This is a genomic window from Hydrogenimonas urashimensis, assembly GCF_016593255.1.
GTDB lineage: Bacteria > Campylobacterota > Campylobacteria > Campylobacterales > Hydrogenimonadaceae > Hydrogenimonas > Hydrogenimonas urashimensis.
Map to the genome: position 1 here is coordinate 1,011,580 of NZ_AP023212.1, position 25,612 is coordinate 1,037,191.

Sequence of the window (25,612 nt, forward strand, 5' to 3'; positions counted from 1 at the left end):
AGATGAAAGATGAAAAGATGCTTTAAATGCAATGAAATAAAGCCACTTTCATCATTTTATAGACACAAAAAGATGAAAGATGGCCACTTGAACAAATGCAAAGAATGCACAAAAATAGATGTTAGGAAAAATTATGGAAAATACGACAATACAGAGAAAGGCGTTATTCGTATAATTTATAAAACACAGAAATCAAACTCAAAGCAAAGAAAGATGCCACTACCACAATATTCAAAAAAAGAATTTACAGAATGGTTGTATAGAAATGGGTTTCGTGAGCTTTATGACAATTGGGTTAAACACGGCTACAAAAAAGACCTCAAGCCGTCCGTAGATAGGATAGATGATTTTAAACCATATTCCTTTGACAATATTCGTCTTGTTACATGGAAAGAAAACAGAGAACATCAGATAAACGATATTGTGAACGGAAAAGGGACAAGCGGAAAAATATGTAAGCCTGTTTTGTGCCTTAATGGTGATCGCAAGTTAATAAAGAAATATGTTTCATTCAGAAGTGCAGTACGAGATATTGGGTATTCAATGCGGCGTTCATTAAAAACTGGTTGTCCTGACAGGGTTAATGGCTATTACTGGAAATTTGCATCTTGATACGGAGGCAACCATGACCGAAGAAACCTACTGCGCACAACTCGCATGCGACAAGAAAGAGCATTGCCGCCATTACCAGCGCGCAAAAGAGATCGCGCCTGACAAGGCGTTCATGATGCGCGCCATCGAGGAGAGCCAATGCTCGCCAAAAAACGGCTGGCTCAAATACCTGCCGTCAAAAGGAAAACGATGAAGAGCAAAAAGAGCAGCGCGAGAACCGTCGAACGCGAACTGGCATGCATCATCATCGCCCATGACGCCATCGAGCAGGTGCTTGAAAAAACCACGACGCTGAAAGACCTGGGCATTTACGATCGCATGATCGTCCAGGCGTACAACACGATGAAATTCCTGATGAATATGTATCGCGGTTCAAAGACCATGCGAAACGCGGCAAAAATAGCTCTCAACGCCTACGAGAGAGAAGGACGCGAGAGGCCGAACGCTATGATCTTCGCGTTATCGATAATCGGAAATTCATACGATAAAAGCGGAATGAAAAGATTCCCGGTCGCAAAAATCATGGACGTTTGCGATATGTTCGATGCCGTTGCGCTTTATGTGGATGACAGAGACATCATAAAAGCAGCTGTCGATTACGCAGAAAAGATCGTCAATCGCGTCTACAAGAGCGACGCGGCGCATATCGACGACAAGATTTTGCATGTGGCGTAAGGAGAAACAATGGCATACACGCTCGACGACATCTATGGCTGCACCATCGACGAATACGCCAAGGCCCTCGGCAAAACCGTCGATGGGCTGATAGAAGAGAAGTACCGCGAAATCGAACTGCTGGAAAAGCATGTGGATGATCTCATGCCGCAGCGAGACAGGAGCATGAACGCGACGAACCTCATTCGTCATATCCACGGCGTGATCCACTCCAAGCGCAAAAAGATCGATAGGTTCGAAAAATGGAAAAGGAGACGCAATGGTTGACCTTGCAGACAGCGCGCATGTGCTGGAAGAGAAGGCGAAAAAGATCGCACTCAACACAAAAGGAACAGACGCAATTATTGAAAACTACGCAAAAAGGAATGATATGACATTTGAATAAGCAGCGAAAGCATTGGGATACAAGAACGAGACAGGCGTTCGCAACATGATCAACAAAGGCTACCTGAAAGGCGATATCAAGGCAAAAATCGTCGATGATGCTTCGGTTGAGGCATTGGCCAAGAAAAGGAATCAAACAACAGTCAAACAAAAACAGCTCAATGAGATCACGACCGATGACGACGACAGCACAATCATCGTCACGACAAAAGGCGAACTGAAAGAGGCGTTTCGACGATGGCTGCATAGCCAGAAGCGAGTCACGGTCGAGGAGATTTTGGAAATCGTAGCGTGAAGGAAGATGCCATGTTGATAGGAGAGGATGTTTTAAGTAAACAGTGGGGTGTGAGCAAAGAGTACCTTCAGAAACTCCGCGCCACAGAATTGAAAGAGGGCACTCATTATTTTAAGCCGACGGCCCGTACAATACTCTATGACGAGGATGCCGTCGAAGCGTGGGTAAGGAGCAAGTATGAGAATTTACACGCGAAACGGCACGCTTTACGTCGATTTACGGGCTGAAGGTCTTGGAAGAACGTCTACCGGGCTGAAAGATACGCCGTACAACAGGCGAATCGTTGAGTCTGAATACGCAGACTACCGTCCTGCTAAAGACTTTGGCTATTTTGCCAGAATGTACCTTCGGAACAAAGAAATCGAGGTGAAGCCGAGTTCTTTTCAAAAATATGCCAGGATCGTATCATCTGTATGCGCAAAGTTTGGAGACATGCCAATAGGCGACATCAAAGTATCCAATCTTTCAAAATGGCTTGATTCGCTCGATGTATCGCCAAAGACGGAACGAGACTACCATACCGTTTTGCGCGGCATCTTCCAGGAAGCCGTCTATGATGACGAGATCACTGATAACCCCGCGAAAAAACTTCGCAAACCGAAGCTGAAAAAACCGGAGATAGAGCCGTTCACGCCAAGCGAAATGGAACGCATCATCGCAACGGCCGATGGATGGTTCAAAAACCTCGTAATGCTTGGATTCTACACCGGTATGCGCACCGGGGAGATCGCCGGGCTGAAATGGGACGATATCGACTTCAACGCGAAAACCATTCATGTCCGCAGAACGAGACGGAAGGGAATGAACGGTGATACCAAAACCGATGGAAGCAGGCGCATCATTCCGATACTTCCGTCGCTTGAACCAGCGCTTCGTAACCAGTATGGGTTGACTGGGCTTCGCAATGGATACGTTTTCATGAAAGATGGCAAACCGTTACCGGATACGTTGCGATTGAACGAGTCAGAATGGAAGTCAACGTTGCGACGGGCTGGTGTGCCATACAGACGAATGTACAACATGCGCCACACATTCATAGTAACGATGCTCAATAGCGGGCACTATCCAGTCATGACCATTGCGAAATGGGTCGGGCATACGTCACCGCAGATGATATTTAACTGCTATGCGAAGCATGTGAAGTCAGAGTTGATAAATGCTGATTTTGATCCGTTTGGAGATGATTTTGGCACACTTTTGGCACAAAGTGGCTGAAAATACCGAAGTTATGGTGCGCAGAGCGAGACTTGAACTCGCACGGCCGAAGCCACTGCCCCCTCAAGACAGCGTGTCTACCGATTCCACCACCTGCGCATCTGTCGATAGGTAGTTGTTGTTAAGAGGCCGAAATTTTAGCAAAAAAAAATGGCCGCGTCAAGAGTGACGCGACCGTTTTGAAAAATCCTGCTATTATCCGAGGAACGGGTTTGCATAAAGTGCGATCAGGGCGATGACGAGAGTATAGATGACCTGTGCTTCGATCATCGCGAGGGCGATGAACATTGTAGTCATCAGCTTGCCACCGAGGCCTGGGTTGCGTGCCGTACCCGCGATTGTCGCTGCAGCAGTATTACCCATACCAAGGGCACCACCGGCAGCTGCAAGACCGAGGCCCACACCTGCTGCTACGACACTGTACGCCTGAATCATGGACTCACCTTCGCCTGCAAATGCAAACCCTGCAAATGCAACCATCAAAAGAAAAAACTTTTTCATCGAAAAGCTCCTGTGAAATTTTGTTTCCGGAAAACGGCGCTCCGGCTGCGCTGCAAAGTCCGTTCGGCTTGCGTATCCCTACTTATCACTTTGCGGGCAAATTATAGCCCCTCTTTTGTAAAATTACGATTAATCCAAGGGTTTCGCCAATGCCAGTTCGATTTTGTGGCCTTTTTGAGATTTGACGAGAACATCGATCTCCTGCCCCTCATGGAGCAGATCGCTCGGGTGGGCGATGTGGCCTCTTGAGATTTTGGAGATATGCAAAAGGCCGTCCACACCTCCGGGCAACTCGACAAAGGCTCCGAAATCCACGAGTTTTTTCACTTTGCCCTTCATGGGTTTGTCCATTTCAAATTGCGGCACCTCTTTTTTCGCGCGTGCCCCCTCCGCAATGCTTCTGATATGATCACACGCCGCTTTGACTTTCGCTTTGCTGGGGCCTGTTACTTTCACTTCGCCCTGTTTTTTGTCCAGATCGACACTCACTTCGAACTTCTCGATGATTTCGCGAATCGTTTTTCCGGCCTGACCGATGATATCGGCAATCTTGTGCGGTTCGATATGGAAAATTTCGGTACTCGGAAGCACCTCTTCATTAATTTCGATGGCGTTGGCCGCTTCATGCATGATGCCAAGAATGTGCAACCGCGCCTCTTTCGCCTGTGTCAGTGCTTTTTCGAGCAGATCGAGACCGATGCCGCCGAGTTTGATATCCATCTGCAGAGCGGTGATTCCCTCTTCGGTTCCTGCTACTTTGAAATCCATGTCGCCGTCGTGGTCTTCGAGTCCCATGATGTCGGTGAGAATGACATACTTCTCCCCTTCCATCACAAGACCCATCGCAACACCCGCAACGAGTTTTAGAAGCGGCACGTCCGCCGCCTTGAGCGCCAGAGAACCGCCGCAGACAGTCGCCATCGACGAAGAGCCGTTGGATTCGAGAATTTCCGAAACGAGGCGGACGATCGCATCGAGCTGCGTCTTGTCCAACGTGGGTTCGAGTGCGCGTTTGGCCAGATTGCCGTGACCGAGCTCACGTCGGCCCGGAGGTCCGATGCGAGACGCCTCCCCAACGCTGAATCCGGGGAAATTGTAATGGACCATGAACTCTTCGTAGCTGGCGCTCTTGCCGGTGATGCGCTCGAACATCTGCGCATCCTGCCGACTGCCGAGAGTACAGGTTACCAGTGCTTGGGTCTCCCCGCGGGTAAAGAGGCAGGAGCCGTGAACGCTGGGAAGGATGTTGGTTTCGATGGAGATGGGCCGCACCTCCTCGGGCCGTCTGCCATCAGCACGCCTTCCCTCTTCCAAAATCATGGAGCGGACGCGTTCGCGTTTCACTTCGCCGACTGCCGCTTTGACCTGCTCTTCTGTCCACTCTTCCGTTTTCGCAATCTCATCTTCGAGCAGTTTTTCTACGATCGCCTTGATCTCCGAACCCCGTTCGCTCTTGGCCATGCCATCAAGCGCCCGGTTGATCTCGTCCATGTAGAACTCTTTGACATAGGTGACGATAGAAGGGTCCGCTTTCACTTCAAAAAGCGGAACATCTTTTAAAGGTTTGGCGGCCTCGACGAAGACCTTCTCATACTCCGCCGCCGCCACTGAAATCGCCTTCTGCGCCACTGAAATCGCTTCAATCAGTTCTTCTTCTTTGAGCTCGTTGACATGGGGAATCTGGATTATTTCCTCGGCCAGCATCGGGTCGATCATCGGATCGACGGCCACGGTGGGCTCTATCTCCACTTCGACCGTTCCTATGGCGCGCATCTCGATCATCAGAAGATCCTCTTTCGTTCCGGAGACGAAAAGATCGAGGGTCCCCTCTTCCAGTTCGTCCAGTGTCGGATTGACGACAAACTGCCCCTCTTTTCGCCCGATGCGCACACCCGCGACACACCGGTTGACCGGAATGTCCGACAGATACAGCGCGGCGGATGCCGCATCGAGTGCGAGCGATTGCAGATCGGCCTCTTCGCCGACACTCAGCAGCAGCACCGTGATCTGCACGGGATTGAAAAATCCTTTGGGAAAGAGCGGGCGGAGGGAGCGGTCGATGAGTCGGGATGTAAGTGTTTCGAAATCTCCCGGTTTCGTCTCGCGTTTGACAAATCCGCCCGGAATCTTGCCGGCGGCGTAACTCTTCTCGATATACTGAACCGTCAAGGGCAGAAAATGATCTTCGATTGGCTTGTCGTCCATCACCGCCGTCGCCAGCAGGACGGTTTTGCCGCTTCTTAAAATCACCGAACCGTTGGCCTGCCTGGCGACCTTGCCCGTTTCGACCGTCACGGTGCGGTTGTTCATCTCAAATTCGAATGTACATGCCATATCTTTCATATCCTTTTGTCGTCTTCTTTGAATTTTACCCTATTCATCGATCAAAACCGAAATCGCTTCGCATGGCTATCCTCGGGAAACTGCCGCGCGATCTCCTCTTCACTGAAGGAAAAACGGTAATTCTCTATATAGGTTTTCAGTATTTTATAGGCTTCGTTGATCCGTGCCATCTCTTCGGTTTCGCCCCCGACGTCGGGATGCTTGCCCGACGCGAGATACCGGTACCGGTCGGTGATCTCTTTGAGGCTCACACGTGTAGGAAGCCCGAGAATGTCAAGCGCTTCGTGGATTTTGTCGTAAGCCTTGCTCATTTTGCGGCACTGACACCGGCCCCGGCCCCGGCCCCAAGCAGATATTTCATCCTATCGTCTTCGAAGCGGATGCCAAGACCGAAAAAGATGTTGTCGGCATCGGAGTTGAGAAAATTGTCGTATCCGATGTAGGCGTTGATGAATTTGTAGAACCGGTATCTCGCCGTCGCGCGCAGGTGGACATTGTCTCCCCGTATATCGTTGACGGCATTGAAATCGTAGGCATCGAGCGAGAGTTTCAGCCTGTCGTGATAGGCATAGTAGTCGATTCCGGCACCCGCGGTGCTTTCGATGATACCCCCGCGCACCATGAAATCGCGGTACCGTTTCCCAATCTGGGCGGAGACATACCAGTTGCCTTTTTCATGCTTTTTGTCGCCATCGTAAACGCATTCGCCGTTTTCCATCGAACACTTTTCGTAATCGGGGGAGGAGATGACATCGATCATGTAATGCCTCGAATAATAAGGCATGTAGTCGACATGCAGGCCGCCTTTGAAATTGTCGTCTTGCGCCAGGTAGAAGGCGTCCATACCCAGCTCCAGCCGTGTCTGCGTCACCGCATCAAGATAGTTGTTGAGTTTCACCATCGTGCTTTCACCCTTGGTGAAAAAGGTGTTGACGGACGTGAGGGCGTCGTTGAGCGGTTTTTTGTTCTCTTTGATCACGTCGTTGAGCTGATCTTCGAGCGATTCGAATTTTTCCGCCAGTGAGGGAAGCTTTTCGTCCAGTGTCTGGCCCGCCCCTCTGTAGGCGTCGATGGTCTCCTGCAGTTTGGCCATGAGACCGGGAAGATCGGCATTGATCGTATCGGCGCTTGTGGAAAACTTTTCCGACATCTTCGCGAACTTTTCGGCCGCGTTGTTGATGTTGGCAATTAGTTTGTCCATATTTTCCCTGTTTTTTACAACAATCTCTTTCATGTCCCGAGTCAAAACCTCGAGATTGGCGAATGTCTTCTTGAGTCGGGACCGGCTCTCCTTGTCAAGCGTCTCTCTTAGTTCGTGAATGAAGTGTTTCAGCTCTTCGGCCGCCGACGTTACGCTCGTTCCCATCTCTTCGAACGACGACATCGGCTTCTGGCGGCTGATGACTCCGTTTTCCCCAAGATAGGCGTGCGAGCTTCCGGGAATGATGTTGATGTATTTGCTGCCGAGCATCGACTCCTGTGTCAGCAGCACTTCGGAGTCGGCGGGGATTTTGGCGTTTTTGTAGATGAAAAGGGTCACGACAACTTTCGTACCCGAGAGCGCTATGTCTTTGACGTAACCGACTTCGACCCCTTTCATTTTGACCTTGGCGTGCTTTTCGAGGCCGCTGGCATCGTTGATGATCGCTTCGACTTCGTATCCCTTTTTCCCGACACCCTGAAATTTGTTGACCTGGGTGCTCAGCAGAAAAAGGAGAATCAATCCGATCGTGACAAAAAGGCCGACTTTTGCTTCCGTTTTCATTTATAATTCCTGCTCGAATGCATGTTCATATTCACCAAAAGGCACAAGGTTGATCCGGAAATAGAACGTGATATTGTGAATCGAATCGGCTTGCGCCGATGTCAGAATCGGTTTCATCTCATCCCTGATTCCGATATCCAGATCCCAGCAGTGCCTGTAAAAATGGGCACCTATCCCCCATCGGTTCATACGCCGGTTCAGGTTGTCGTACGAGATGTTGGCATAGTAGTCGTGCCCCGCTTCGCTTCTGTAAGTGCCGTTTAGATTGAAAAAATCGGATGTTTTTTCTACGTTTTTTTCGTCGTTCAACCGCTGCTTGATGAAATGGTTTACCATTATATCAAATTTGGGTTGGCTGATTTTGAAATAGGAGGTCGCCGCGGAGACGGTGTGGAGGTAGTAGGAGAAGAAAATATCGGTGTATATCTCGTAATGATCCAAAAAACGGTATCGGATCTCGTTTTCCAGGTCTCCGTAACGGTTGTACTTTCCGCCGCTTTCCTCGGCAGGCTCGTAGAGGATCGGCTGGGCGATCCGGTAGTAGAGAAACTCCTTATCCCGGGCATCGTAGAGATAGTTGATGACACTCATCATCAGATTTTCCCGGGGGGAACGCAAAACGGAGATCTCTTCGATCGTCGCCCCCTTTTCGCTGCTGAAACTGGGTTTGTTGTAGGTTACCCGAAGCTGCATCGTGTGGAAATTTTCTCCGTAGCTTCGCGCCAGATCGCTGTAAAGATCGATTCTGTGGTAGTTTCTAAAGAGCGAATAATAGTCGTTTTCGACACCATTCTTCTTTAGGACATCTTCCATGTTTTTGTAGGCCGAATAAGAGTAGTAGAGATTTTCCGAAATCGAGAACTTCAAGTAGTCATCGAAAAACGAGGTATAGAAGGTCAAAGGAAGGTTGATTTCCTGAAATTCGATATGTTTTCCCGATTCGGTGAAAAAGTGGTTGAAACGGTAGTCGGCCGAATATTGAAGACTGTTGAACCCCAAAAGAGCGTTTTGGTAATGGTGCAGCTGGATGATCGGAATATTCTGGAAGGTCTCTCTCCTCTCTTCATCGGAAAGCGCCGTGTCGATAAAGTATTTCCCGTAGATACCGGCGTAGTTGTCCTGCGTATTGTAGTAGTAGTTGATACGCGACTGCACCTGCGAACTGTCCGCCAATTCCGCGTTGGTTCTTGCCTGCAGATTGATATAATCCGGGTCGTTGAGATAGGTGATATCGGCATAGAAGCCGTCTCGTGAGTCGCCTCCCAAAGGTGAGAAAAGTCTCGTTCTCTCGTATCGGAGTTCCATACCGTAATGGGAGCTGTTTTTCAGATCATACTTTTCGACGTAACTCTTTTTCGTCTTGAAATAGCCCGCTTTGATATGCCCTTTCGAGTAGGGTGAGTCGACAAACCGGAAGAGCGCGTAGGCGCCGATACCCCTGTCCACCCTGTATTGGGGCGTAATCTGCAGATCCCACTGGGGGTCGATGGCGAGATAGAAGGGCTGCTCGTAGATAAAGCCGTCCCTGTCGGAAATGCCGAAATTGGGACGCAAAAGACCGCTTTTGCGCTCTTTTTCCGTCGAAACCCCCAGATAGGGGAGGTAGAAAACAGGCATATCCTTGATGTAAAAGCGGGGATTCCAGATATTCATCCACTTGGTCGTCATGTTGTAGTCGACGGACCTGAATTCGATATGCCAGTCGGGGCATGTCACGTCACAGCTGGAGAGCAGCGCCTTTTGCAAAGATATCTCCTCCTTGTGCCTTTCGGCTTTTTTCCCGCGTGCCCAGAGCTGTGTTTCGAAACCGGCGAGGAAGTAGTTTTCGAAGATATCGTGATCGTTTTTCAGATCGAGGTAGACATAGTCGCCAAGCAGCGCGTACTCCATCCCTTTCATCAGCGTGACATTGCCGAAAAATTCCATGATGGAGCGGTTCGTATCGTAAAGCGCCCTGTCGGCCTGTAGAATCATGTCCTTGTAGTAGACGACGACACTCTCCTGTGCGCTTAAAACGGTCGCATTTCTCTCCACTTTCGAAGCCAGTATCTGCACCTGCGACATCTCTTCGGAGGCGGCAAGCATAAAGGTGACCGCAAAAAGAAGGAAGAGCAGATTACGCATCGACAACCAGGGTGGAGGCTACTTTGTCATGCCATGTCTGGCGAAGAGGGTCGAAAAAGGCCCAGGCAAAACCAAGATAGAAGACCATGCCGCTGATGACACGGAATATGGCGCGATTGAAAGCGACGGAGAAACGGGGCCTTTGCATTGTCCCTGTCTCGACCACGACCATTTTCATCGCGATTTTCCCGAGTGTCGCGCCATACTGCCAGACAAACCATGTATGGTAGATAATGTGCGCCGTCGCAATCAGCAGCCAGACGCTGTTGATGACGGCTGCAACCTCCTGCGGCCCCTGTGCCATCGAAATCGGCTGCCACAGGAGTATTATAAAGATTATACTGATCAACATATCGTCGATGGCGAAAGCGACGCTTCGCCTGCCAAGCGGAGCGGGTTGCAGACCGCTCTTGCGCAGGCGGTTTTCTATCGGCTCATCCATCCGTCTGACGCAGCGCCTGATAGGCGATGTCGCTTCGGCACTGTTTGCCGGCAAAATGGACCTGCCCGCAGAGCATGTAGGCGTTGTCCCGGGCTTCTTTGATCGAATCGCCGAGCCCGACACATACGAGTACCCGGCCGCCGGTCGCCATCAGTTTCCCGTCGATGAGGGAGACACCGGCGAAATCGATGTGCGCTTTTTCGGCCAGTTCGGTATGAACGATCCTGTCGATGATGATCTCCGCCGGCTCGCTGCTTTTGTAGGGGTAGTTGCGGCTTGCCATGACGACACCTACGGCATATTTGTCCATGAACGCCACATCGAGCTCCTTAAGTCTTCCGGATGCGGCTTTGTCAAACAGCTCTCCCGCCGGCGTCTTCAGAAGCGGCATCAGCACTTCACACTCGGGATCGCCGAAGCGCACATTGAATTCGAGGGTATAGGGTTCGTTGTCGACGATCATCAGGCCGGCAAAAAGGACACCTTCAAAAGGCATCCCTTCCTCCGCCATTCCGTCGACGGTGGGCTTGATGATGCGCGCCTCGATCTTGCGGTAGAGTTCGTCGTTGATCAGCGGCGTCGGGGCGTAGGCTCCCATCCCCCCCGTATTGGGCCCTTCGTCATTGTCGAGAAGACGCTTGTGGTCCTGCGCCGCGGGCAGCAGCACGTAGTCTCTGCCGTCGCAGATGGCAAAAAGTGAAAGTTCATACCCATTAAGAAACTCTTCCACGACGATCTTGGTCCCGGCTTCGCCGAACGCTTTGCCGCTGAGCATTTCCGAGGCGGCCTTTTTCGCTTCGTCGCGGCTTTTGGCGATAATGACACCCTTGCCGGCACAAAGCCCGTCCGCTTTTACGACAATCGGTTCGGTTAGCGAATCGATGAACCCGAAAGCCTCCTCGATGCTCTCCGTCTCGACATAGCGGGCCGTCGGAATGTTATGGCGCGCCAGAAAGTTTTTCATGAAAATTTTGCTGCCTTCCAGCTGTGCCGCCTTCTTCGAAGGCCCGAAAATCTTCAGTCCCCGTGCCTTGAAAATATCGACGATCCCTCCGACAAGCGGCGCTTCGGGACCCACGATCGTCAGCTCAATCCCCTCTTTTTCCACATAGTCGGCCAGCGCTTCGTAGTCGCTGATATCGACATTTTCTCCCATCTGCGGCGTCGCCCCGTTACCCGGTGCGAAGTAGATCTTCTCCACCGCCGGATCTTTGTGCAAAGCACGCCCTATCGCATATTCACGTCCACCGCTTCCCACGACCATCACTCTCATACCGAAGACCCTTTTTTAACAAAAAATTAAAAACTAAAAATTGTAGTGAGCTGCTGACGCAGAGAATATATACAATTGGAAAAAGCAGACCGTTGGGTAAAATTTTTAGTTTTTAACTTTTAGTTTTGTTGGATTGTGACCGAGCGGGCGTTCACGCGTGAGTGTGGTCCATCAATAGACCAACGGTGCAGGAGGGAGATGCGCTTTAGGCGGCAGCTTCTCGCCGTTGGCTCCGGCTCGAACGAAGTTACCGACACACCACGCATCTACGCCAATCCCGCGATATCAAAGTGTTGGACCCCCGATATGCGGGTAGCGCACCGCTCAGTCACCCTGACGGCCGGAAGGCCGTACAGCTAATTCAATTATACTCCAAATTGCTTAATCGGGGACTAAATTTTTCGAAAAACGGATCGCTTCGTCGATGGATGTGGAGGGAGAAATTGCCGGTTTGACGCCATTTGGGAATGCTTGTGCCGTTTTGTTGCCGATGGCCACCGCCTTCCAGCTTTCGTCCCAGTCGAAATTTTCGAAGAAACATTTGACGATGGAAGGAGCAGTGAAAATGAGAACGGCGCCCGCTTCCGGTCTCTGCTTTCGTTCGTAATGACTGCAGGAGGTTTCGTAAACGACCGCCTCTTCCACTTCGATGCCCGCTTCTTGCAGCTCTTTGGCGATTTTTGAGACCACCACCCTGGGACGGGCATAGAGCCAACGCAGTTTTTTGAAACGCTTCGCCAGCTCTTTCGCCAATACATCGCCGTAGGCTTTGGACGCGACGTAAATCACTTTCCCTCCCCGCGCTTGCGCTTCCGCCGCCGTCTGCTTTCCGATGGCCGCCACCGGCAGCCTTTTCCACGCCCCGCCAGAAACCTCATCCAAAGCGACAATCCCTTGCCTTGAGGTAAGAATTATGGCGTCGAACCTGGAAAAATCGATGGTTTGTGGCAGCAGCGTAAAACGGATCATCGGAAGGTGCTTCGCCTCCGGCCGGGAGGTGGGGGAGAGAAGGTAGATTCGGGTGGGTGTTGCGTGTCGGGTGTCGGGCTTCTCGGCGGCCCGCACCGCTTCTTTCTTGTTTCTCATTTCACCGTTCACGCCGCGGCAACGCTTTGCCTCACTCCCACTCGATCGTCGCCGGCGGTTTGGAGCTGATGTCGTAGACGACCCGGTTAATGCCGTCGACTTCGTTGATGATCCGCCGGCTGATGCGCTCGAGCAGATCGTGGGGGAGGTGGGCGAAGGTGGCGGTCATGCCGTCCACGGCTTCGACGACACGCACACAGACCGTGTTGTCGTAGGTGCGGTTGTCTCCCATGACACCCACACTCTTGACGTTGAGCAGCACCGCGAACGCCTGCCATGTCTTGTTGTAGTAACCGCTCGCTTTCAGCTCCTCGAGAAGAATCACGTCCGCTTCCCTCAGAAGATCGAGATCGTAGATGTTCACCTCCCCCATGATGCGGATCGCCAGGCCGGGTCCCGGGAAGGGGTGACGGTACACCAGCGACTCGGGCAGCCCCAGCTCCAGCCCCAGTTTTCGCACCTCATCCTTGAAGAGTTCCCGAAGCGGCTCGATCAGTTCGAAATCCATCCACTCGGGAAGGCCGCCCACATTATGGTGCGACTTGATCGTCTCGCTGGGCCCCTTGACCGAAACCGATTCGATGACGTCGGGGTAGAGGGTGCCCTGGGCCAGGAATCTGATCCCTTCGTGCTTTTTCGCTTCCTCTTCGAAGACCTCGATGAAGGTGTGGCCGATGATTTTGCGCTTCTGTTCCGGATCGGTGACGCCCGCCAGTTTCACCAGAAAATGTTCGCTGGCATCGACGGTGATCAGTGGTACCTTCAAATGGACCTTGAATACGCTTTCGACCTGCTCGCGCTCCCCTTTTCTCAAGAGGCCGTTGTCGACAAAGACCGGTATAAGCTGATCGCCGATCGCTTCATAAAGCAGCGCCGCCACGACGGAAGAGTCGACCCCGCCGGAGAGGGCACAGAGCACCTTCCCGTCGCCGACCTGCTCCCGGATCTTTTTGATCTGCTCCTTGAGGAAATGTCCCATGTCCCACTTTTCGCTCACCCCGCAGATGGTGCGGGCGAAATTGCGCAGCATGATGTGCCCCTCTTCGGAGTGGTGAACTTCCGGGTGGAACTGGAGGGCGTAAATTTTTCTCGTCTCGTCCGCGATGGCGGCGTAGGGGGAGTTGTCACTGTAGGCGATCGGCTTGAAGCCTTCCGGAAGTTTTTCGACCCTGTCGGAGTGGCTCATCCAGACGACGGTGCCGTCGTGACACCCTTCAAAAAGCGGCGAAGTATGCCCATGCTCTTCGTGGAAATGGAGTTCCGCTTTGCCGTATTCGTGATGACTGGAGCGAACAACCGACCCCCCGAAATCGACGGCGATGCGCTGCATGCCGTAACAGATGCCAAGTATCGGAAGTCCCAGATCGTAGACCGCTTTGTCGACTTCGTAGGCATCCTTGTCGTATACCGAGGCAGGGCCGCCGCTGAGGATAATGCCTTTGGGGTTTTTCGCACGAATCTCTTCGACTTTCGTGAAATAGGGAACGATTTCGCAATAGACCTTCTCTTCCCGCAGCCTTCTTGCGATGAGCTGGGTGTACTGCGATCCGAAATCGAGAACGATGATGCTGACGTCTTTCAAAATGGAATCCTTGGAAATTTATTGATCGTATTTTAGCGAAAAAGGGTTGAGTGCGATATGAAGAGGAGTATGGAAGCCGCGAAAGCGGCATCCACGGTTTTTCAAAGATTCTTGTTTGGGTTCAATACAGTCCCATCATCTCGAACTGGATGTACCACAGTACCATGCCGAGCGCATAGCCGGCCAGGACGGTCCACGCGAGTTTGATGTGGGCGTTGAAGGTGTAGATACCGCGAAGGCGTCCCATAACGCCCACACCCGCGGCGGAACCGAAACTGATGAGACTGCCGCCGATACCGGCTGTCAGCGTCACCAGCAGCCACTGATCGATGCCCATTTCCGGACTCGCCTTCAAAATCGCGCTCATGACCGGCACGTTGTCGACGATCGCGGAGATGAAACCGACGCCGATGTTGGCAGCGGTCGGTCCGACGATGCCGTAAAGATCGTGGATATAGTCGAGATACCCCAGAAAGTGGAGCGCTCCCACGGCAGAGAGGATGCCGAAGAAAAAGAGGAGCGTGTCGTTTTCGACCTTCTTCATGTTGACAAAGACATCATACCCTTCCGCCGTGGTACTGTGCTGAAGCTTGTAGGAGTGGAGTTTCAGCAGCGAGAGACCGAACATCATGCCCCACATGGCGGGAAAGTGGAAAAACTGGTGTCCCAGCACCGCGATGGCGATCGTGAAAACTCCCAGCCAGATGACGGTTTTTCCCCCGTCTTTCATGGTCGGAATCTCCTCGGCCTCCACATTGAAATGGGGCTCTCCGTCCGGCACATAGCGGGCAAGAAGCCATCCGGTCAGAAGCCAACTGGCGATGGAGGGTATGAAAAGATAGAGAAAATCGACAAATTCGCCTTTGCCGGCCGTCCATGCCATCAGGGTCGTGATGTCGCCGAAGGGACTCCAGGCACCCCCCGCATTGGCGGCGACGACAATGTTGATGGCACCGGCCACGAGGAAATCTTTGTTGTTTTTGTCGATCGTGAAAAGAACGGTCGAGAGTATCAGTGCCGTCGTCAGGTTGTCGGCCACCGGAGAGATGAAGAAGGCCAGCAGGCCCGTCAGCCAGAAGAGTTTTTTGTAACTGTACCCTTTCGAAACCAGTTTGTATTTGAGCACATCGAAAACACGGCGTTCGATCAATGTTTCGATGAATGTCATCGCCACGAAGAGAAAGAAGAAGATTTCGGCGATTTCCAGTATCAGCTTGCTCATCTCGTGATGGAGCGGGTCGGGGTCCATCCCGTTGAGTGTAAAATAGATGCCGATGAGCATAAACATGAAGGTACCGGCAAACAGCGCGGGCTTGGCTTTGTTGATTTCATACTTCTCTTCGGTCGCTACGAAGTAGTAGGCCAGCAAAAAGATCGCCAGGTCGATGATGCCGACCCAGGTGGTCGTCAGATGAAACGTCGCTTCGTGCATTGTTTTCCTTTCTGTAATGACATAACGTTGCGCAAGCGGCGCAAAATCACGTCGTTGATATTCGCTCAATACGACGATCGAGCAGATCGCGCCCGACCGGGCGCCGCATCTGCTTTCCATCGATTTGAGTAAATATCGGTACTATTCGTTGATTATGTAATGCGCTCCCACCGATTCTTTGCGGGCAAGCGCCGATTCGATAATTTTTCTGGCGGTTTTAAGACGCAAAGCAAGCAGACGGCCGATGGTCAGATGCTGGACGTCGTCGACGAAATCGAGGGCACGTTCGAGCCCCGAGCGGGTTCTGACGATGCCCACCTCCTGCCACATCGTCCGCCGCAGGCGCTGTTTGAGAATCGTATCGTCCTTTTCGACCAGTTTGCCCTTGAACTCGGCGAAAGCGGGTTTGTGGCTCCAGGAGAAACGTTTTTCGACCAGGTGGATCGCGGCGCGACGGCCAAAAACGAGTCCCTCCAGCAGCGAATTGCTCGCCAGCCTGTTGGCCCCGTGAACCCCGGTACTCGCCGCTTCGCCGACGACATAGAGGTTTTCGAGCCCCGGCACCACGCCGTCGAGGTCGCAGACGATGCCGCCGATCGCGTAGTGGAAAGCCGGCGAGATGGGCACCCAGTCTTTGGGCAGATTGAAGCCGACCGAGGCGAGGGACTTCTTGATGTTGGGAAAGCGGTGGGCGAAAAACTCTTCGTCGAACATGTCCATCTTCAGATAGACTTTGGTGCCCCGGCGCTTTTGATAGTCGAAAATCGCCCGGCTGACGATATCCCTCGAGGCCAGCTCTCCCCGCTCGTCGTAGTCGAAAAGAAAGCGGCGCCCCTCTTCGTCTACGATTTCGGCACCCTCCCCCCTGAGAGCTTCGGTCAGAAGCTGTTTTCTCGCCCAGGGGTTGTCCACATAGACGGTGGGATGAAACTGCATCATCTCCATCATGTCGAGGCGAATGCCCCGTTCGAGGCCGATGCCATGGATGTCGGAGCTGATGGTGCGGGAGTTGGTGTGGTAGGCGTAAAGGCTTCCCACACCGCCGCTGGCGATGATGATCGCATCGGCGTAAAGTTCCTTGATCTCGTCGTTGATCAATGCACGCAGCCCGTAGCAGGTATCGCCCGAACGCAGAAGGTCGAAGACCCGGACATTGTAGACAAAGGGGTGGGGGTTGGCCTCCATGAGAAACTGGTGAAGGTAGCGCCCCGTCGCGTCGCCGCCGGCATGGAGAATGCGCGGTCGGCTGTGGGCGGCCTCCTTCGTGTAAAGAAGATTGCCCTTTTCGTCACGGTCGAACAGAAATCCGCGTCGGACGAGATCGGGAATCACGTCAAGGCTCTCTTTGACCATCACCTCCACCGCTTCGCGGTTGCACAGGCCCGCGCCTGCGTTGAGCGTATCTTCGATATGGGCTTCGACATCGCTTTCATCCACGGCAGCAGCCACGCCACCCTGGGCGTAGAAAGTGTTGCACTCCCACGGAATATCCTTGCACAAAATCAGAACGCGCTTCTGTTTGGGAATATGAAGTGCCGCGTAGAGCCCGGCGATTCCCGCGCCGATTATGATGACATCGTATTTGCTGTCGGTTTTCATGATGGTTTCATCTCTCCCTTTGCGTATCGTTCCCTCCGGCCTTTTCCCTAAACTTTAGTGGCCGCTCTTCTCTTTGGGGTAGTAGGGCGGCGCCTTGTGGCCGCAGCCTCCAAGGCCTGCCAGAAGTGATGCTATAATAAGTATATGAAAAAGATTGATACTGTTCTTCATCATCTCGTTTCCCAACCCATCTATGCCCGACTGCGGGAGCGGGAGTGTTTTCGGCGCATCAAAGCCGCCCTTCCCGAACCGATGCGGCGCGGCATTCTTTTTATGTATATCAAAAACCGGACACTCTTCTTCGTGGTGAAACACCCGGCCTTCAAAATGGAGTTCGATTATAAGCTCTCTTTAATTAAGAACCTATTAAGCTCTCTTCCGCCGGTAAAGGAGGCGTGCATCGATGACGAAATCACCGAAATCAGGGCTTTCGTTTCGAAGTTCTCACCGGCACCGAAACCCCCCGTGGATACAGAACCGAGGTATCGTGAACGGGCACGGGGCACGTTCGACGCCGATTCGGCCGATCCATCGATCAAAGAGGTTTTCGCACAGATAAAAAAGAGTATAGAACACAACCTGAGACGATGATAGAGCGTTTGAAAAACCTTCCCGACACGCCGGGTGTTTACCAGTATTTCGATAAAGAGGGGCGGCTTCTGTATGTCGGCAAAGCCAAAAGCCTGAAAAAACGTGTCAAAAGCTATTTCAGGTTTACGCCCACGCTGGCCCCCGCGCCGAACCTTGGTCCACGCATCTACCAGATGATCGCCCAGGCCGCACGCATCAAAACGATCGTCACCCCCACCGAAAGCGATGCGCTCCTGCTGGAAAACTCCCTTATAAAGCAGCTCAAACCCAAATACAACATACTGCTCAGAGACGACAAAACCTATCCCTACATCTACATCGACATGAGCGAGCCTTTCCCCCGCTTCGAACTGACACGCAAGGTAGTCAGAGGCAGAAAAGTGAAATATTTCGGCCCCTTCCCCCACGGTGCCAGGGCCATTCTCGACTCCTTGTACGAACTGGTGCCGCTGGTTCAGAAAAAGGGGTGCCTCAAAGGCAAGAAAGCGTGCCTTTTCCACCAGATCGGCCGCTGCGAGGCTCCCTGCGAAGGGAAAATCGACGAAACCGCCTACAAAACCCTCATCAAAGAGGCCCTCTCCTACATCCACAACCGGCAGAAGATAAAAAAAGCGCTCGAGCGGCGCATGCAGCAGTATGCCCAGTCGCTCCGGTTCGAAGAGGCGGCACAGATTCGCGACCGCATCGACGCGATCGACAAGATCGAGGAGTTTTCCAGTGCCGACCTGGCCAAGCTCGAGGACCTCGACATCTTCGCCGTCGATTTCGGCGAGGAGGGAGGTGTCCTGGTCAGACTCTTCATGCGGGAGGGCAAAATCGTGGCTTCGAGCCATACATGGCTCAATCTGCATGACGAGTCGGACATCGGCGAAGTCTATCGCCGCAGCATCCTCGAATTCTACAGTGCCGAAACCCCCTTCACGGCCCGCGCCATACTCACCGCCCATCCCTTCGAAGAGCAGGAGGAGCTGGCCGCGCTTCTTGCGAAACGTCTTGGGAAAAAGGTCGCCATCGCGACACCCAGGCGGGGAGACAAAAAACGGCTCGTCGCGCTGGGCATGCAAAACGCCAAAGAGCTGCTCAGACAAAAAAGGGATCGTCCGAAATCCGACGTTTCCGAGCAGATCCGCGATCTCCTGGATCTTGCGGAGCCGCCGGAGCGGATCGAGATTTTCGACAACTCCCATCTTGCCGGCAAAGCGCCGGTGGGCGCGATGGTCGTCTTTAATGGCGGAAAATGGGAAAAATCCTCCTACCGCCACTACAATCTCGCCGCAAAAGACGAATACCACCAGATGGAGGAGATGCTCACACAGCGCATCGCCTCTTTTAAAAAATCGCCACCCCCCGACCTGTGGGTCATCGACGGGGGGGAGACCCTGCGCGCACTAGCATCTGGACTGCTCAAAAAGTTCGGAACGAACCTGCCTGTTGTCGGCATCGCGAAGGAGAAGATCGACGCCAAAGCCCACCGGGCGAAAGGATCGGCCAGGGATCTTCTCTACACCGAAAAGGGCGCGATGCGCCTGATGCCAAGCGACCGGCGACTTCAGTGGTTCCAGCGCCTGCGCGACGAAGCCCACCGTTTCGCCATCGCCTACCACAAAAAACAGCGCCTCAAGGAGGACAAGAAGATCTCCCTGCTGGAGGCCAGGGGCATCGGTCCGGCCAAAGTGAAACGGCTGATCGACTATTTCAGCTCCTTCGAAGCGATCAGGGAGGCCGATATGCAGACACTGGCGAAGGTACTAAACAAAACCGATGCCGTGTCGATAATTAGGTATCTTCAAAACGCCCGTGAAAAAGAGCAGGATTGACGGGCGTGAAGATCCAAGAAAAATGTAGAGAGCATTGTGCTATGATAGAAAAGAATTAGACGTCAGGTGTGTCAGATGATCCGAACTTTCCGATGGGCCATGTTCTGCAGAATCGGCAAAAAGCACTTTTTTCATCCCGGTTTTTCCGGATTTTCCGAAAAACCGCACCACCCCGTCTCTTTTCGCGGCGACAATGCGCAATATCATATTTTGGAGTGTCCATGAAGCGGCCCGAACCGATTGACGAAGAGTACACATTCGCCGATGGCGTCATCATCAGCGAAACCGATCTGAAGGGAATCATCACATACGCGAACCGCAAATTCATAGAGATTTCAGGCTATTCCAAAGAGGAGCTTGTCGGCAAGCCCCACAGCATCATCCGGCACCCGGACATGCCGAAAGCGGCCTTTAAACAGATGTGGGATACCATAGAAAACGACAAAGAGTGGCAGGGCATCGTTAAAAATCTTCGCAAAGATGGCCGATATTACTGGGTAGATACCTATATCAAACCTGTCTACAAAGACGGCAAAAAGGTCGGATACATCGCCGCCAGGCATCCGGCAAAACAGATCGATGTCCTGTCCATCAAAAACACTTACGCCCAGATGCTTGAAGACGAGAGAAAAGGATAAACGTGTTAATCTACAGAAACGACGGAAAACTGCACAGCATCTCCAAAAAAGCTCTGAAAATCGCAGGCTATCACGATATCGCCCAGTTTCTGGGTGACCACAATGATTACAGCGAGCTTTTTGTCAAAAAACCCGGCTATATCTACAATTTCGAAAACTTTTCCTGGCTGAGTTTTCTAAGAAATGCCACAACCCAGCAGAAAAAGGTTCTCATCGCGACTAACGACAAAGCCACCTACGAGTGCGAACTCGAGCTCGAGACTCTTTTTCCCGTGACATTCGATCAGAACACACCGGAGTTTTATTACCAGATCACTTTCAAAAACATGCGCCTTTTGGCGGGCAGCGGCGACAGCGCACTCTCCATTGATCTTACCGGTTTTGAAACGGAAACGGTCGAAGAGGAGATTCAACCCGCTATCACCGAAGCGCCGGCTGCCGCCGCGCCGGCCGAAACAATGGCACAGGGTCCCGAAGAGGAGAGCGAAATGATCCTCTTCGGCGAATCTCCAGCCGAAGAGAAAGAAAGCGAAACCGACGAATTTGAAATAGTTCTGAAAGAGACACCTCCCGAAACGCCGGCCCCCTCCCTTTCCGCCCAAAAAGAGGAGGCGCTGGAGCTGGTCGACTTCTCGTTCGAAGACGAAAAAGCGCCGGCGGCCGAACCGGCCGTTACCGAAGAAGAGCTTCCCCTGGGCGCCGAACGTGTCCAAGAGGAGATGGTCCCCGAAATCGGCCTCAAAGAAGAGCCCACTGAAGCGTCCATTGAAGCGCCGGCTTTTGAAGAAGAACCAAAACCCGCAGAAAGCACGGAGCCCAAAGGAGAAAAAGCCGAACTCTCCATCGAGATGCCTGACATCCGAAAAGTTTCCGGAACGCTCGGACTGCCTGAGACGATGGTCAAGGCTTTCATCCGGGAATTTGTCGACACCTATTTCAACGACCTTGACGAAGTGAAAGCGGCCATCGGAGCCGAGAAGCCGGACATCGTCAGAAAAGAGGCGATGAAACTCAAAGGCATCGCCGCCAATCTGATGATGTCGCCCCTGGTGCAGATTCTCGAAGAGGTCCTCTCGGCAAAAGAGCAGAGCGGTATCGAGTCGGCCTGGAACGGGATCGACCGCTACATGAAAGAGCTCGCGGCGCTCTACGCTTCCCCTATCACCCAACCGCCGAGTGGCGAACCGATCGCGGAAACGGCAGTGGCGGAAGAGGCGGAGGAGTCCAAAGCAACAAAAACCTCGAAGGCGGAGGAGACGGCGCAGCCGGGCGAGACGGCCAAAAAACTACGGCTGGATATGACAGAAGGCGAAGAGACGATAGAGTTCGATCCCTCCGAGGCGGCCAACGCCCTGGGGCTGCCAGAGTCTCTGATCGTCGAATTCGTCAACGACTTCATCCAGCAGGCGAAAGAGGAGAAGGCCAATTTCGAAAAACATTTCGAAATGGACGACATCAAAACGATCAACGAAATCGCCCACAAACTCAAAGGAGTCGCCGCGAATCTGCGTATCGAGGATATGCGGCAGCTGATGGAGAACGCGCAGCACGCCAAAACGCCCGAAGAGGTCGAAAAGAGCCTGAGAGTATTCTACAGGAAACTGGCAGCGCTGACGAAATCGATGGCAAAGGAATATGCATGAAACAGAAGCTATTGCCTTTTATACTGATTTTTCCGTTACTGAGTGTTGCCAGTTACTTTTCCGACGGTATGCGTGCATACAAGCAGGGAAACTACAAAGAGGCGAAAGCCCAGTTCGAACAGGCGATCGAAGAAGAGGGCTCCGAACAGGCCAACTTCTTTCTGGGCCTGCTCTATCTTAAAGGGATGGGAGTCGAACGGGATATTTCCGCCGCGAAACGGTTTCTCGCCAAAGCCGCGGAAGCCGGCAACGCGCGCGCAAAATGTTATCTGGCGGAAGCCTATCTGCTCCAGAACCAATCGGACAAGCAGGTGGCGCTCAAACTCCTCAAAGAGGGGAAAAACGCCGGGGCCAGCGAGTGCCTGGAAATCGCAACAACATACAAAATTCCACTATAATATCGAGGTGACGCATGCAAGTAGGTATTCGAAGTAAACTCAAACTGATATCACTGATTCCCATCCTGCTTCTGTTGGGATTTGCGAGTTATTTTCTCTATCAGTCCTCCACCAACTATTTCAAAGGGCAGACATTCAACGAAAGGATGGTCTACAGCTCCATCATCAACGACCTGGCCACGCAGCTGGCCAAAGAGCGGGGCATGACATCCATCTACATCGCTTCCAACGGGAAAAAAATCAAAGAGTCCCTGGCCAGCCAGAGAAAAGAGGTGGACAAGGTCGCCGGCCGGCTCAAAAGCTACCTCTCCCAGCATCCAGAAATCGCCCCGAAGAAACTGATTACGATGCTGCTGGGCATTCTCCACAAAAAGCGCCAGCAGATCGATACGCTGGAGATCACGTTCGACGAAGCCTTCTTCAACTACTACTCCGTCCTGATCAAGGCGCTGCTGGACGAAATCGACGCGGTGAGTTCGACGGGACCCGACAGCGAGATCACCAACGAAGCGAAAGCCTTCATCAGCTTCGCCAAGGCGAAAGAGGCGAGCGGCATCGAACGCGGATTCATGTCCTACATCCTCACGCGCTATACGAAAATGAGCGACGAAGAGCTGCAGAAATGGATCCACTACATCGGCAAGGCCGATACGTACGAATACAGCTTCATCGGGGATGAAAACCTCAGAAAGAGGATCCGGACAATCCTGGAGAACGACGAGGCCAAAGAGATCTTCGACGAACTGGCGCAGGCACGCACCGAAATTCTCCACTCCATCAACGACGGATACTATACGATCGACCCGACACTGTGGTTCAACCTCAACACCGAAAAGATCTCCATCCTCGTCAACGCCCAGAAGGTGATCATGAAGGAGATGAACCGCAAGACGGCCGAAACGCTGCAGGAGCAGATGTATATCGCCGTCGCGTCGGGCGCGCTCTGGATCATCTCCATCATCCTGGCGATCATCGGCTTCATCGTCAGCCGAGAAATTACGCAGAACATCAAAAACCTCGAAACCATTCTGCAGAACGTGGCGGAATCGACCAATCAGAAAGTGGATATCAACCTCGACACGCCGGAAGGCACGGCGAAAGCCTACGCGCTGCTGCAGGCGATCATCGAAGAGACGCGCCGCGAACAGCAGCGCGCCGAAGAGGCGAGCGAAGCGAAATCGCTCTTTCTTGCGAACATGTCCCACGAAATCCGCACGCCTCTTAACGGTATCGTCGGCTTTACCGAGCTGCTGAAAAACACCGAGCTTAAAGGGGAGCAGAAAGAGTTCGTCAGCATCATCGAAAAGAGCTCGGAAAACCTTCTGGAGATCATCAACAACATTCTCGACCTCTCCAAGATCGAGAGCAACAAGGTCGAGATCGAAAACATCGTCTTCAACCCGATCGAAGAGTTCGAGAGCGCCGTCGAAATCTACGCCGTCAAAGCGGCCGAAAAGCACGTCAACCTCGCCTGTTTCATCGATCCCCGTCTGAACCAGCCCATCAAGGGCGACCCGACGAAGATCAAGGAAATCCTGATCAACCTGATGAGCAACGCCGTCAAGTTCACGAACCAGGGCGGATCGATCAATGTGGAGATCCGCAAGGTCCACGCCAGCGATCCCGAAAAGTGCGCCATCAGCTTCAGTGTCGAAGATACCGGCATCGGTATCTCGCCGGACAAGAAAGCGCACATCTTCGAAGCCTTCTCCCAGGCCGACACGAGCGTCACACGCAAATTCGGCGGCACGGGTCTTGGCCTGACTATCTCCGCACGTTACGCGGAACTGATGGGGGGCAAACTCGACCTCGAGAGTGAGCTGGGCAAAGGGACGAAATTCTTCTTCACGATCGAGTTCGAAGAACTCCCGCAGATGAACGAAGATCTCAGAGACCACTTCACCAACGTCTCCGTCGCCTTCTTCACTTCGCCCTCACAGAGCAAGAAGCAGGACGAGTACATCAAGGAGTACCTGGACTACTTCGGCGCGCAGTTCATTCCTTTCAGCGCGCCCGAAGAGCTCATAAAACTCGCCACGGAGAAGAAGGCGCAATCCGCGCTCATCGACGCGGACTACGCCTCCGACAGCGATCTGAGGAAAATGGGCAAAACGCCGATTCACTGCAACGTCATCATCAAATCGACCCAGCAGAAACGGATCGAGGCACTGAGGCTCCACTGCGAAAAGATCATCTACGAACCGGTCAACGTGACGAAAATGATCTCGCTGCTGAAAGCGGCGACCTCCGAAGTGACCAAAGAGGCGAGACGTCCGCTTCTGGACATCGACCACATCGGATTCAGCGCCAAGGCGCTCGTGGCCGAGGACAATACGATCAACCAGAAACTCATCAAGCGGACCCTCGAAGACCTGGGGCTGACCGTCGAACTGGCGGACAATGGTCTCGAAGCTTTCGAAAAGCGCAGAAACGGCGATTACGACATCATCTTCATGGATATCTCGATGCCGGTGATGGACGGGGTGGAAGCGACCCACGAGATTCTCGACTACGAAGAGGACGAAGACATTCCCCACGTGCCCATCATCGCCCTGACGGCCAACGCACTCAAAGGCGACAGGGAGAGGTTCCTGGCGGAGGGTCTCGACGAATACACGACCAAACCGCTCATTAGAGAAGAGATCGTCTCCATCCTGAAAAAGTTCCTCGGCGACAAAATGTACACCAAAGAGCCTACCGAAAGCGCGGCAAAACGGATGGAAAAGAGCAAGAAGGCGGCAGCCGCCGCGACGGCACCGCAGGAGAGCGTAAGTTTCGACGAGGTGCAAGAGGCCGCTTTGGCGACCGAGGAAACGGCGGCTCCCGGCGACACAGCGAAAGCCGATACGATCCTTGTCTTGAAAAAAAGTCCGTTAGAGGGTAAAATTTTCGCCAATCTTTTGCATCAGCTCGGTTACAAAGTCGACATGGCGGAATCACCCAAGGAGCTCGGGGACAAACTGAACGAGAATGTCGCCATCGTCTTTGTCGACAAGGAGACGGAGGGGCTGGCACTCGAACCCCTCAGCCGCGAAGTGAAGATGAGCGCGCCCCAGGCGGCACTCATCCTCATGACCGACCCGGCGACGCAGGTGGACGAAAACGAGCGCCGCTTCTGCGACGAAGTGATCATCAACCTCGTCAACCGGGACCTGATACGACTGATCATCGAAAAATTTATGAAACACGAAGGATAA

25 protein-coding genes and 1 tRNA gene are annotated in these 25,612 nt (G+C 52.8%); 14 read left to right on the plus strand and 12 right to left on the minus strand.

What is annotated here, in order from left to right; translation table 11 throughout:
- Positions 1–9 precede the first annotated feature (9 nt).
- Genes JMG82_RS05140 through JMG82_RS05170 form a run of 8 tightly spaced genes read left to right on the plus strand, consistent with a single transcriptional unit; the run spans position 10 to position 3,181 of the window.
- Positions 10–612 (plus strand): hypothetical protein, encoded by a 603-nt coding sequence (locus tag JMG82_RS05140; RefSeq protein WP_201353857.1) that lies wholly within the window; start codon positions 10–12, stop codon positions 610–612.
- Positions 613–625: 13 nt separating this feature from the next.
- The gene (locus JMG82_RS05145; protein ID WP_201353858.1) at positions 626–805 is read left to right on the plus strand and encodes a hypothetical protein; all 180 of its coding nucleotides are present in this window, start codon (positions 626–628) and stop codon (positions 803–805) included.
- The gene (locus JMG82_RS05150) at positions 802–1,287 is read left to right on the plus strand and encodes a hypothetical protein (RefSeq protein ID WP_201353859.1); all 486 of its coding nucleotides are present in this window, start codon (positions 802–804) and stop codon (positions 1,285–1,287) included. The genes JMG82_RS05145 and JMG82_RS05150 overlap by 4 nt, the downstream gene beginning before the upstream one ends.
- Positions 1,288–1,296: 9 nt before the next feature.
- The gene (locus tag JMG82_RS05155) at positions 1,297–1,554 is read left to right on the plus strand and encodes a hypothetical protein (protein WP_201353860.1); all 258 of its coding nucleotides are present in this window, start codon (positions 1,297–1,299) and stop codon (positions 1,552–1,554) included.
- Positions 1,547–1,672 (plus strand): hypothetical protein, encoded by a 126-nt coding sequence (locus JMG82_RS11780; protein WP_269089358.1) that lies wholly within the window; start codon positions 1,547–1,549, stop codon positions 1,670–1,672. The genes JMG82_RS05155 and JMG82_RS11780 overlap by 8 nt, the downstream gene beginning before the upstream one ends.
- A gap of 45 nt (positions 1,673–1,717) precedes the next feature.
- Positions 1,718–1,966: a hypothetical protein gene (locus JMG82_RS05160; RefSeq protein ID WP_201353861.1), complete on the plus strand. Its 249-nt coding sequence runs from the start codon at positions 1,718–1,720 to the stop codon at positions 1,964–1,966.
- Between the two features lie 11 nt (positions 1,967–1,977).
- Positions 1,978–2,193 (plus strand): hypothetical protein, encoded by a 216-nt coding sequence (locus JMG82_RS05165; protein WP_201353862.1) that lies wholly within the window; start codon positions 1,978–1,980, stop codon positions 2,191–2,193.
- Complete coding sequence (locus tag JMG82_RS05170) at positions 2,144–3,181, plus strand: tyrosine-type recombinase/integrase (protein WP_201353863.1); 1,038 nt, start codon at positions 2,144–2,146, stop codon at positions 3,179–3,181. Before JMG82_RS05165 ends, JMG82_RS05170 begins: the two co-directional genes overlap by 50 nt.
- Before the next feature lie 14 nt (positions 3,182–3,195).
- Here JMG82_RS05170 and JMG82_RS05175 read toward each other — a convergent pair.
- The 12 genes from JMG82_RS05175 to nadB form a co-directional block, all read right to left on the minus strand.
- Positions 3,196–3,280, minus strand: a tRNA-Leu gene (locus JMG82_RS05175).
- 96 nt (positions 3,281–3,376) lie between these two features.
- Positions 3,377–3,682, minus strand: coding sequence for a F0F1 ATP synthase subunit C (locus JMG82_RS05180; protein ID WP_201353864.1), 306 nt, complete (start codon positions 3,680–3,682; stop codon positions 3,377–3,379).
- 129 nt (positions 3,683–3,811) lie between these two features.
- A complete protein-coding gene (locus JMG82_RS05185; protein ID WP_201353865.1) occupies positions 3,812–6,016 on the minus strand; it encodes a polyribonucleotide nucleotidyltransferase in 2,205 nt (734 codons plus the stop codon).
- A 50-nt stretch (positions 6,017–6,066) separates the two neighbouring features.
- Positions 6,067–6,336: a J domain-containing protein gene (locus tag JMG82_RS05190; protein ID WP_201353866.1), complete on the minus strand. Its 270-nt coding sequence runs from the start codon at positions 6,334–6,336 to the stop codon at positions 6,067–6,069.
- Positions 6,333–7,790: an MlaD family protein gene (locus tag JMG82_RS05195; RefSeq protein ID WP_201353867.1), complete on the minus strand. Its 1,458-nt coding sequence runs from the start codon at positions 7,788–7,790 to the stop codon at positions 6,333–6,335. The genes JMG82_RS05190 and JMG82_RS05195 overlap by 4 nt, the downstream gene beginning before the upstream one ends.
- Positions 7,791–9,914, minus strand: coding sequence for an LPS-assembly protein LptD (locus tag JMG82_RS05200; RefSeq protein WP_201353868.1), 2,124 nt, complete (start codon positions 9,912–9,914; stop codon positions 7,791–7,793). It abuts the gene before it with no gap.
- Positions 9,907–10,356 (minus strand): RDD family protein, encoded by a 450-nt coding sequence (locus JMG82_RS05205; protein ID WP_201353869.1) that lies wholly within the window; start codon positions 10,354–10,356, stop codon positions 9,907–9,909. Before JMG82_RS05205 ends, JMG82_RS05200 begins: the two co-directional genes overlap by 8 nt.
- Positions 10,349–11,629 carry a phosphoribosylamine--glycine ligase gene (gene purD / locus JMG82_RS05210; protein WP_201353870.1) on the minus strand — a complete coding sequence of 427 codons (1,281 nt, stop codon included), beginning with the start codon at positions 11,627–11,629 and terminating at the stop codon, positions 10,349–10,351. Before purD ends, JMG82_RS05205 begins: the two co-directional genes overlap by 8 nt.
- A 381-nt stretch (positions 11,630–12,010) precedes the next feature.
- A complete protein-coding gene (locus JMG82_RS05215; protein ID WP_201353871.1) occupies positions 12,011–12,715 on the minus strand; it encodes a uroporphyrinogen-III synthase in 705 nt (234 codons plus the stop codon).
- Between the two features lie 31 nt (positions 12,716–12,746).
- The gene (gene guaA / locus JMG82_RS05220; protein ID WP_201353872.1) at positions 12,747–14,297 is read right to left on the minus strand and encodes a glutamine-hydrolyzing GMP synthase; all 1,551 of its coding nucleotides are present in this window, start codon (positions 14,295–14,297) and stop codon (positions 12,747–12,749) included.
- 121 nt (positions 14,298–14,418) lie between these two features.
- Positions 14,419–15,729 carry a sodium:proton antiporter NhaD gene (gene nhaD / locus JMG82_RS05225; RefSeq protein ID WP_201354227.1) on the minus strand — a complete coding sequence of 437 codons (1,311 nt, stop codon included), beginning with the start codon at positions 15,727–15,729 and terminating at the stop codon, positions 14,419–14,421.
- A gap of 141 nt (positions 15,730–15,870) precedes the next feature.
- The gene (gene nadB / locus JMG82_RS05230; RefSeq protein WP_201353873.1) at positions 15,871–17,328 is read right to left on the minus strand and encodes an L-aspartate oxidase; all 1,458 of its coding nucleotides are present in this window, start codon (positions 17,326–17,328) and stop codon (positions 15,871–15,873) included.
- Positions 17,329–17,472: 144 nt separating this feature from the next.
- Between nadB and JMG82_RS05235 the strand changes: the two genes are divergently transcribed.
- The 6 genes from JMG82_RS05235 (at position 17,473) to JMG82_RS05260 (ending at position 25,612) form a co-directional block, all read left to right on the plus strand.
- Positions 17,473–17,919 (plus strand): hypothetical protein, encoded by a 447-nt coding sequence (locus tag JMG82_RS05235; RefSeq protein ID WP_201353875.1) that lies wholly within the window; start codon positions 17,473–17,475, stop codon positions 17,917–17,919.
- A complete protein-coding gene (gene uvrC / locus JMG82_RS05240) occupies positions 17,916–19,736 on the plus strand; it encodes an excinuclease ABC subunit UvrC (RefSeq protein ID WP_201353877.1) in 1,821 nt (606 codons plus the stop codon). The genes JMG82_RS05235 and uvrC overlap by 4 nt, the downstream gene beginning before the upstream one ends.
- Positions 19,737–19,957: 221 nt before the next feature.
- A complete protein-coding gene (locus JMG82_RS05245) occupies positions 19,958–20,374 on the plus strand; it encodes a PAS domain-containing protein (protein WP_201353879.1) in 417 nt (138 codons plus the stop codon).
- 2 nt (positions 20,375–20,376) lie between these two features.
- Positions 20,377–22,017: an Hpt domain-containing protein gene (locus JMG82_RS05250; protein ID WP_201353881.1), complete on the plus strand. Its 1,641-nt coding sequence runs from the start codon at positions 20,377–20,379 to the stop codon at positions 22,015–22,017.
- Positions 22,014–22,415 carry a tetratricopeptide repeat protein gene (locus tag JMG82_RS05255; protein ID WP_201353883.1) on the plus strand — a complete coding sequence of 134 codons (402 nt, stop codon included), beginning with the start codon at positions 22,014–22,016 and terminating at the stop codon, positions 22,413–22,415. The genes JMG82_RS05250 and JMG82_RS05255 overlap by 4 nt, the downstream gene beginning before the upstream one ends.
- Positions 22,416–22,429: 14 nt before the next feature.
- Entirely contained in the window at positions 22,430–25,612 is a 3,183-nt protein-coding gene (locus JMG82_RS05260; protein WP_201353885.1) for a nitrate- and nitrite sensing domain-containing protein, read from the plus strand.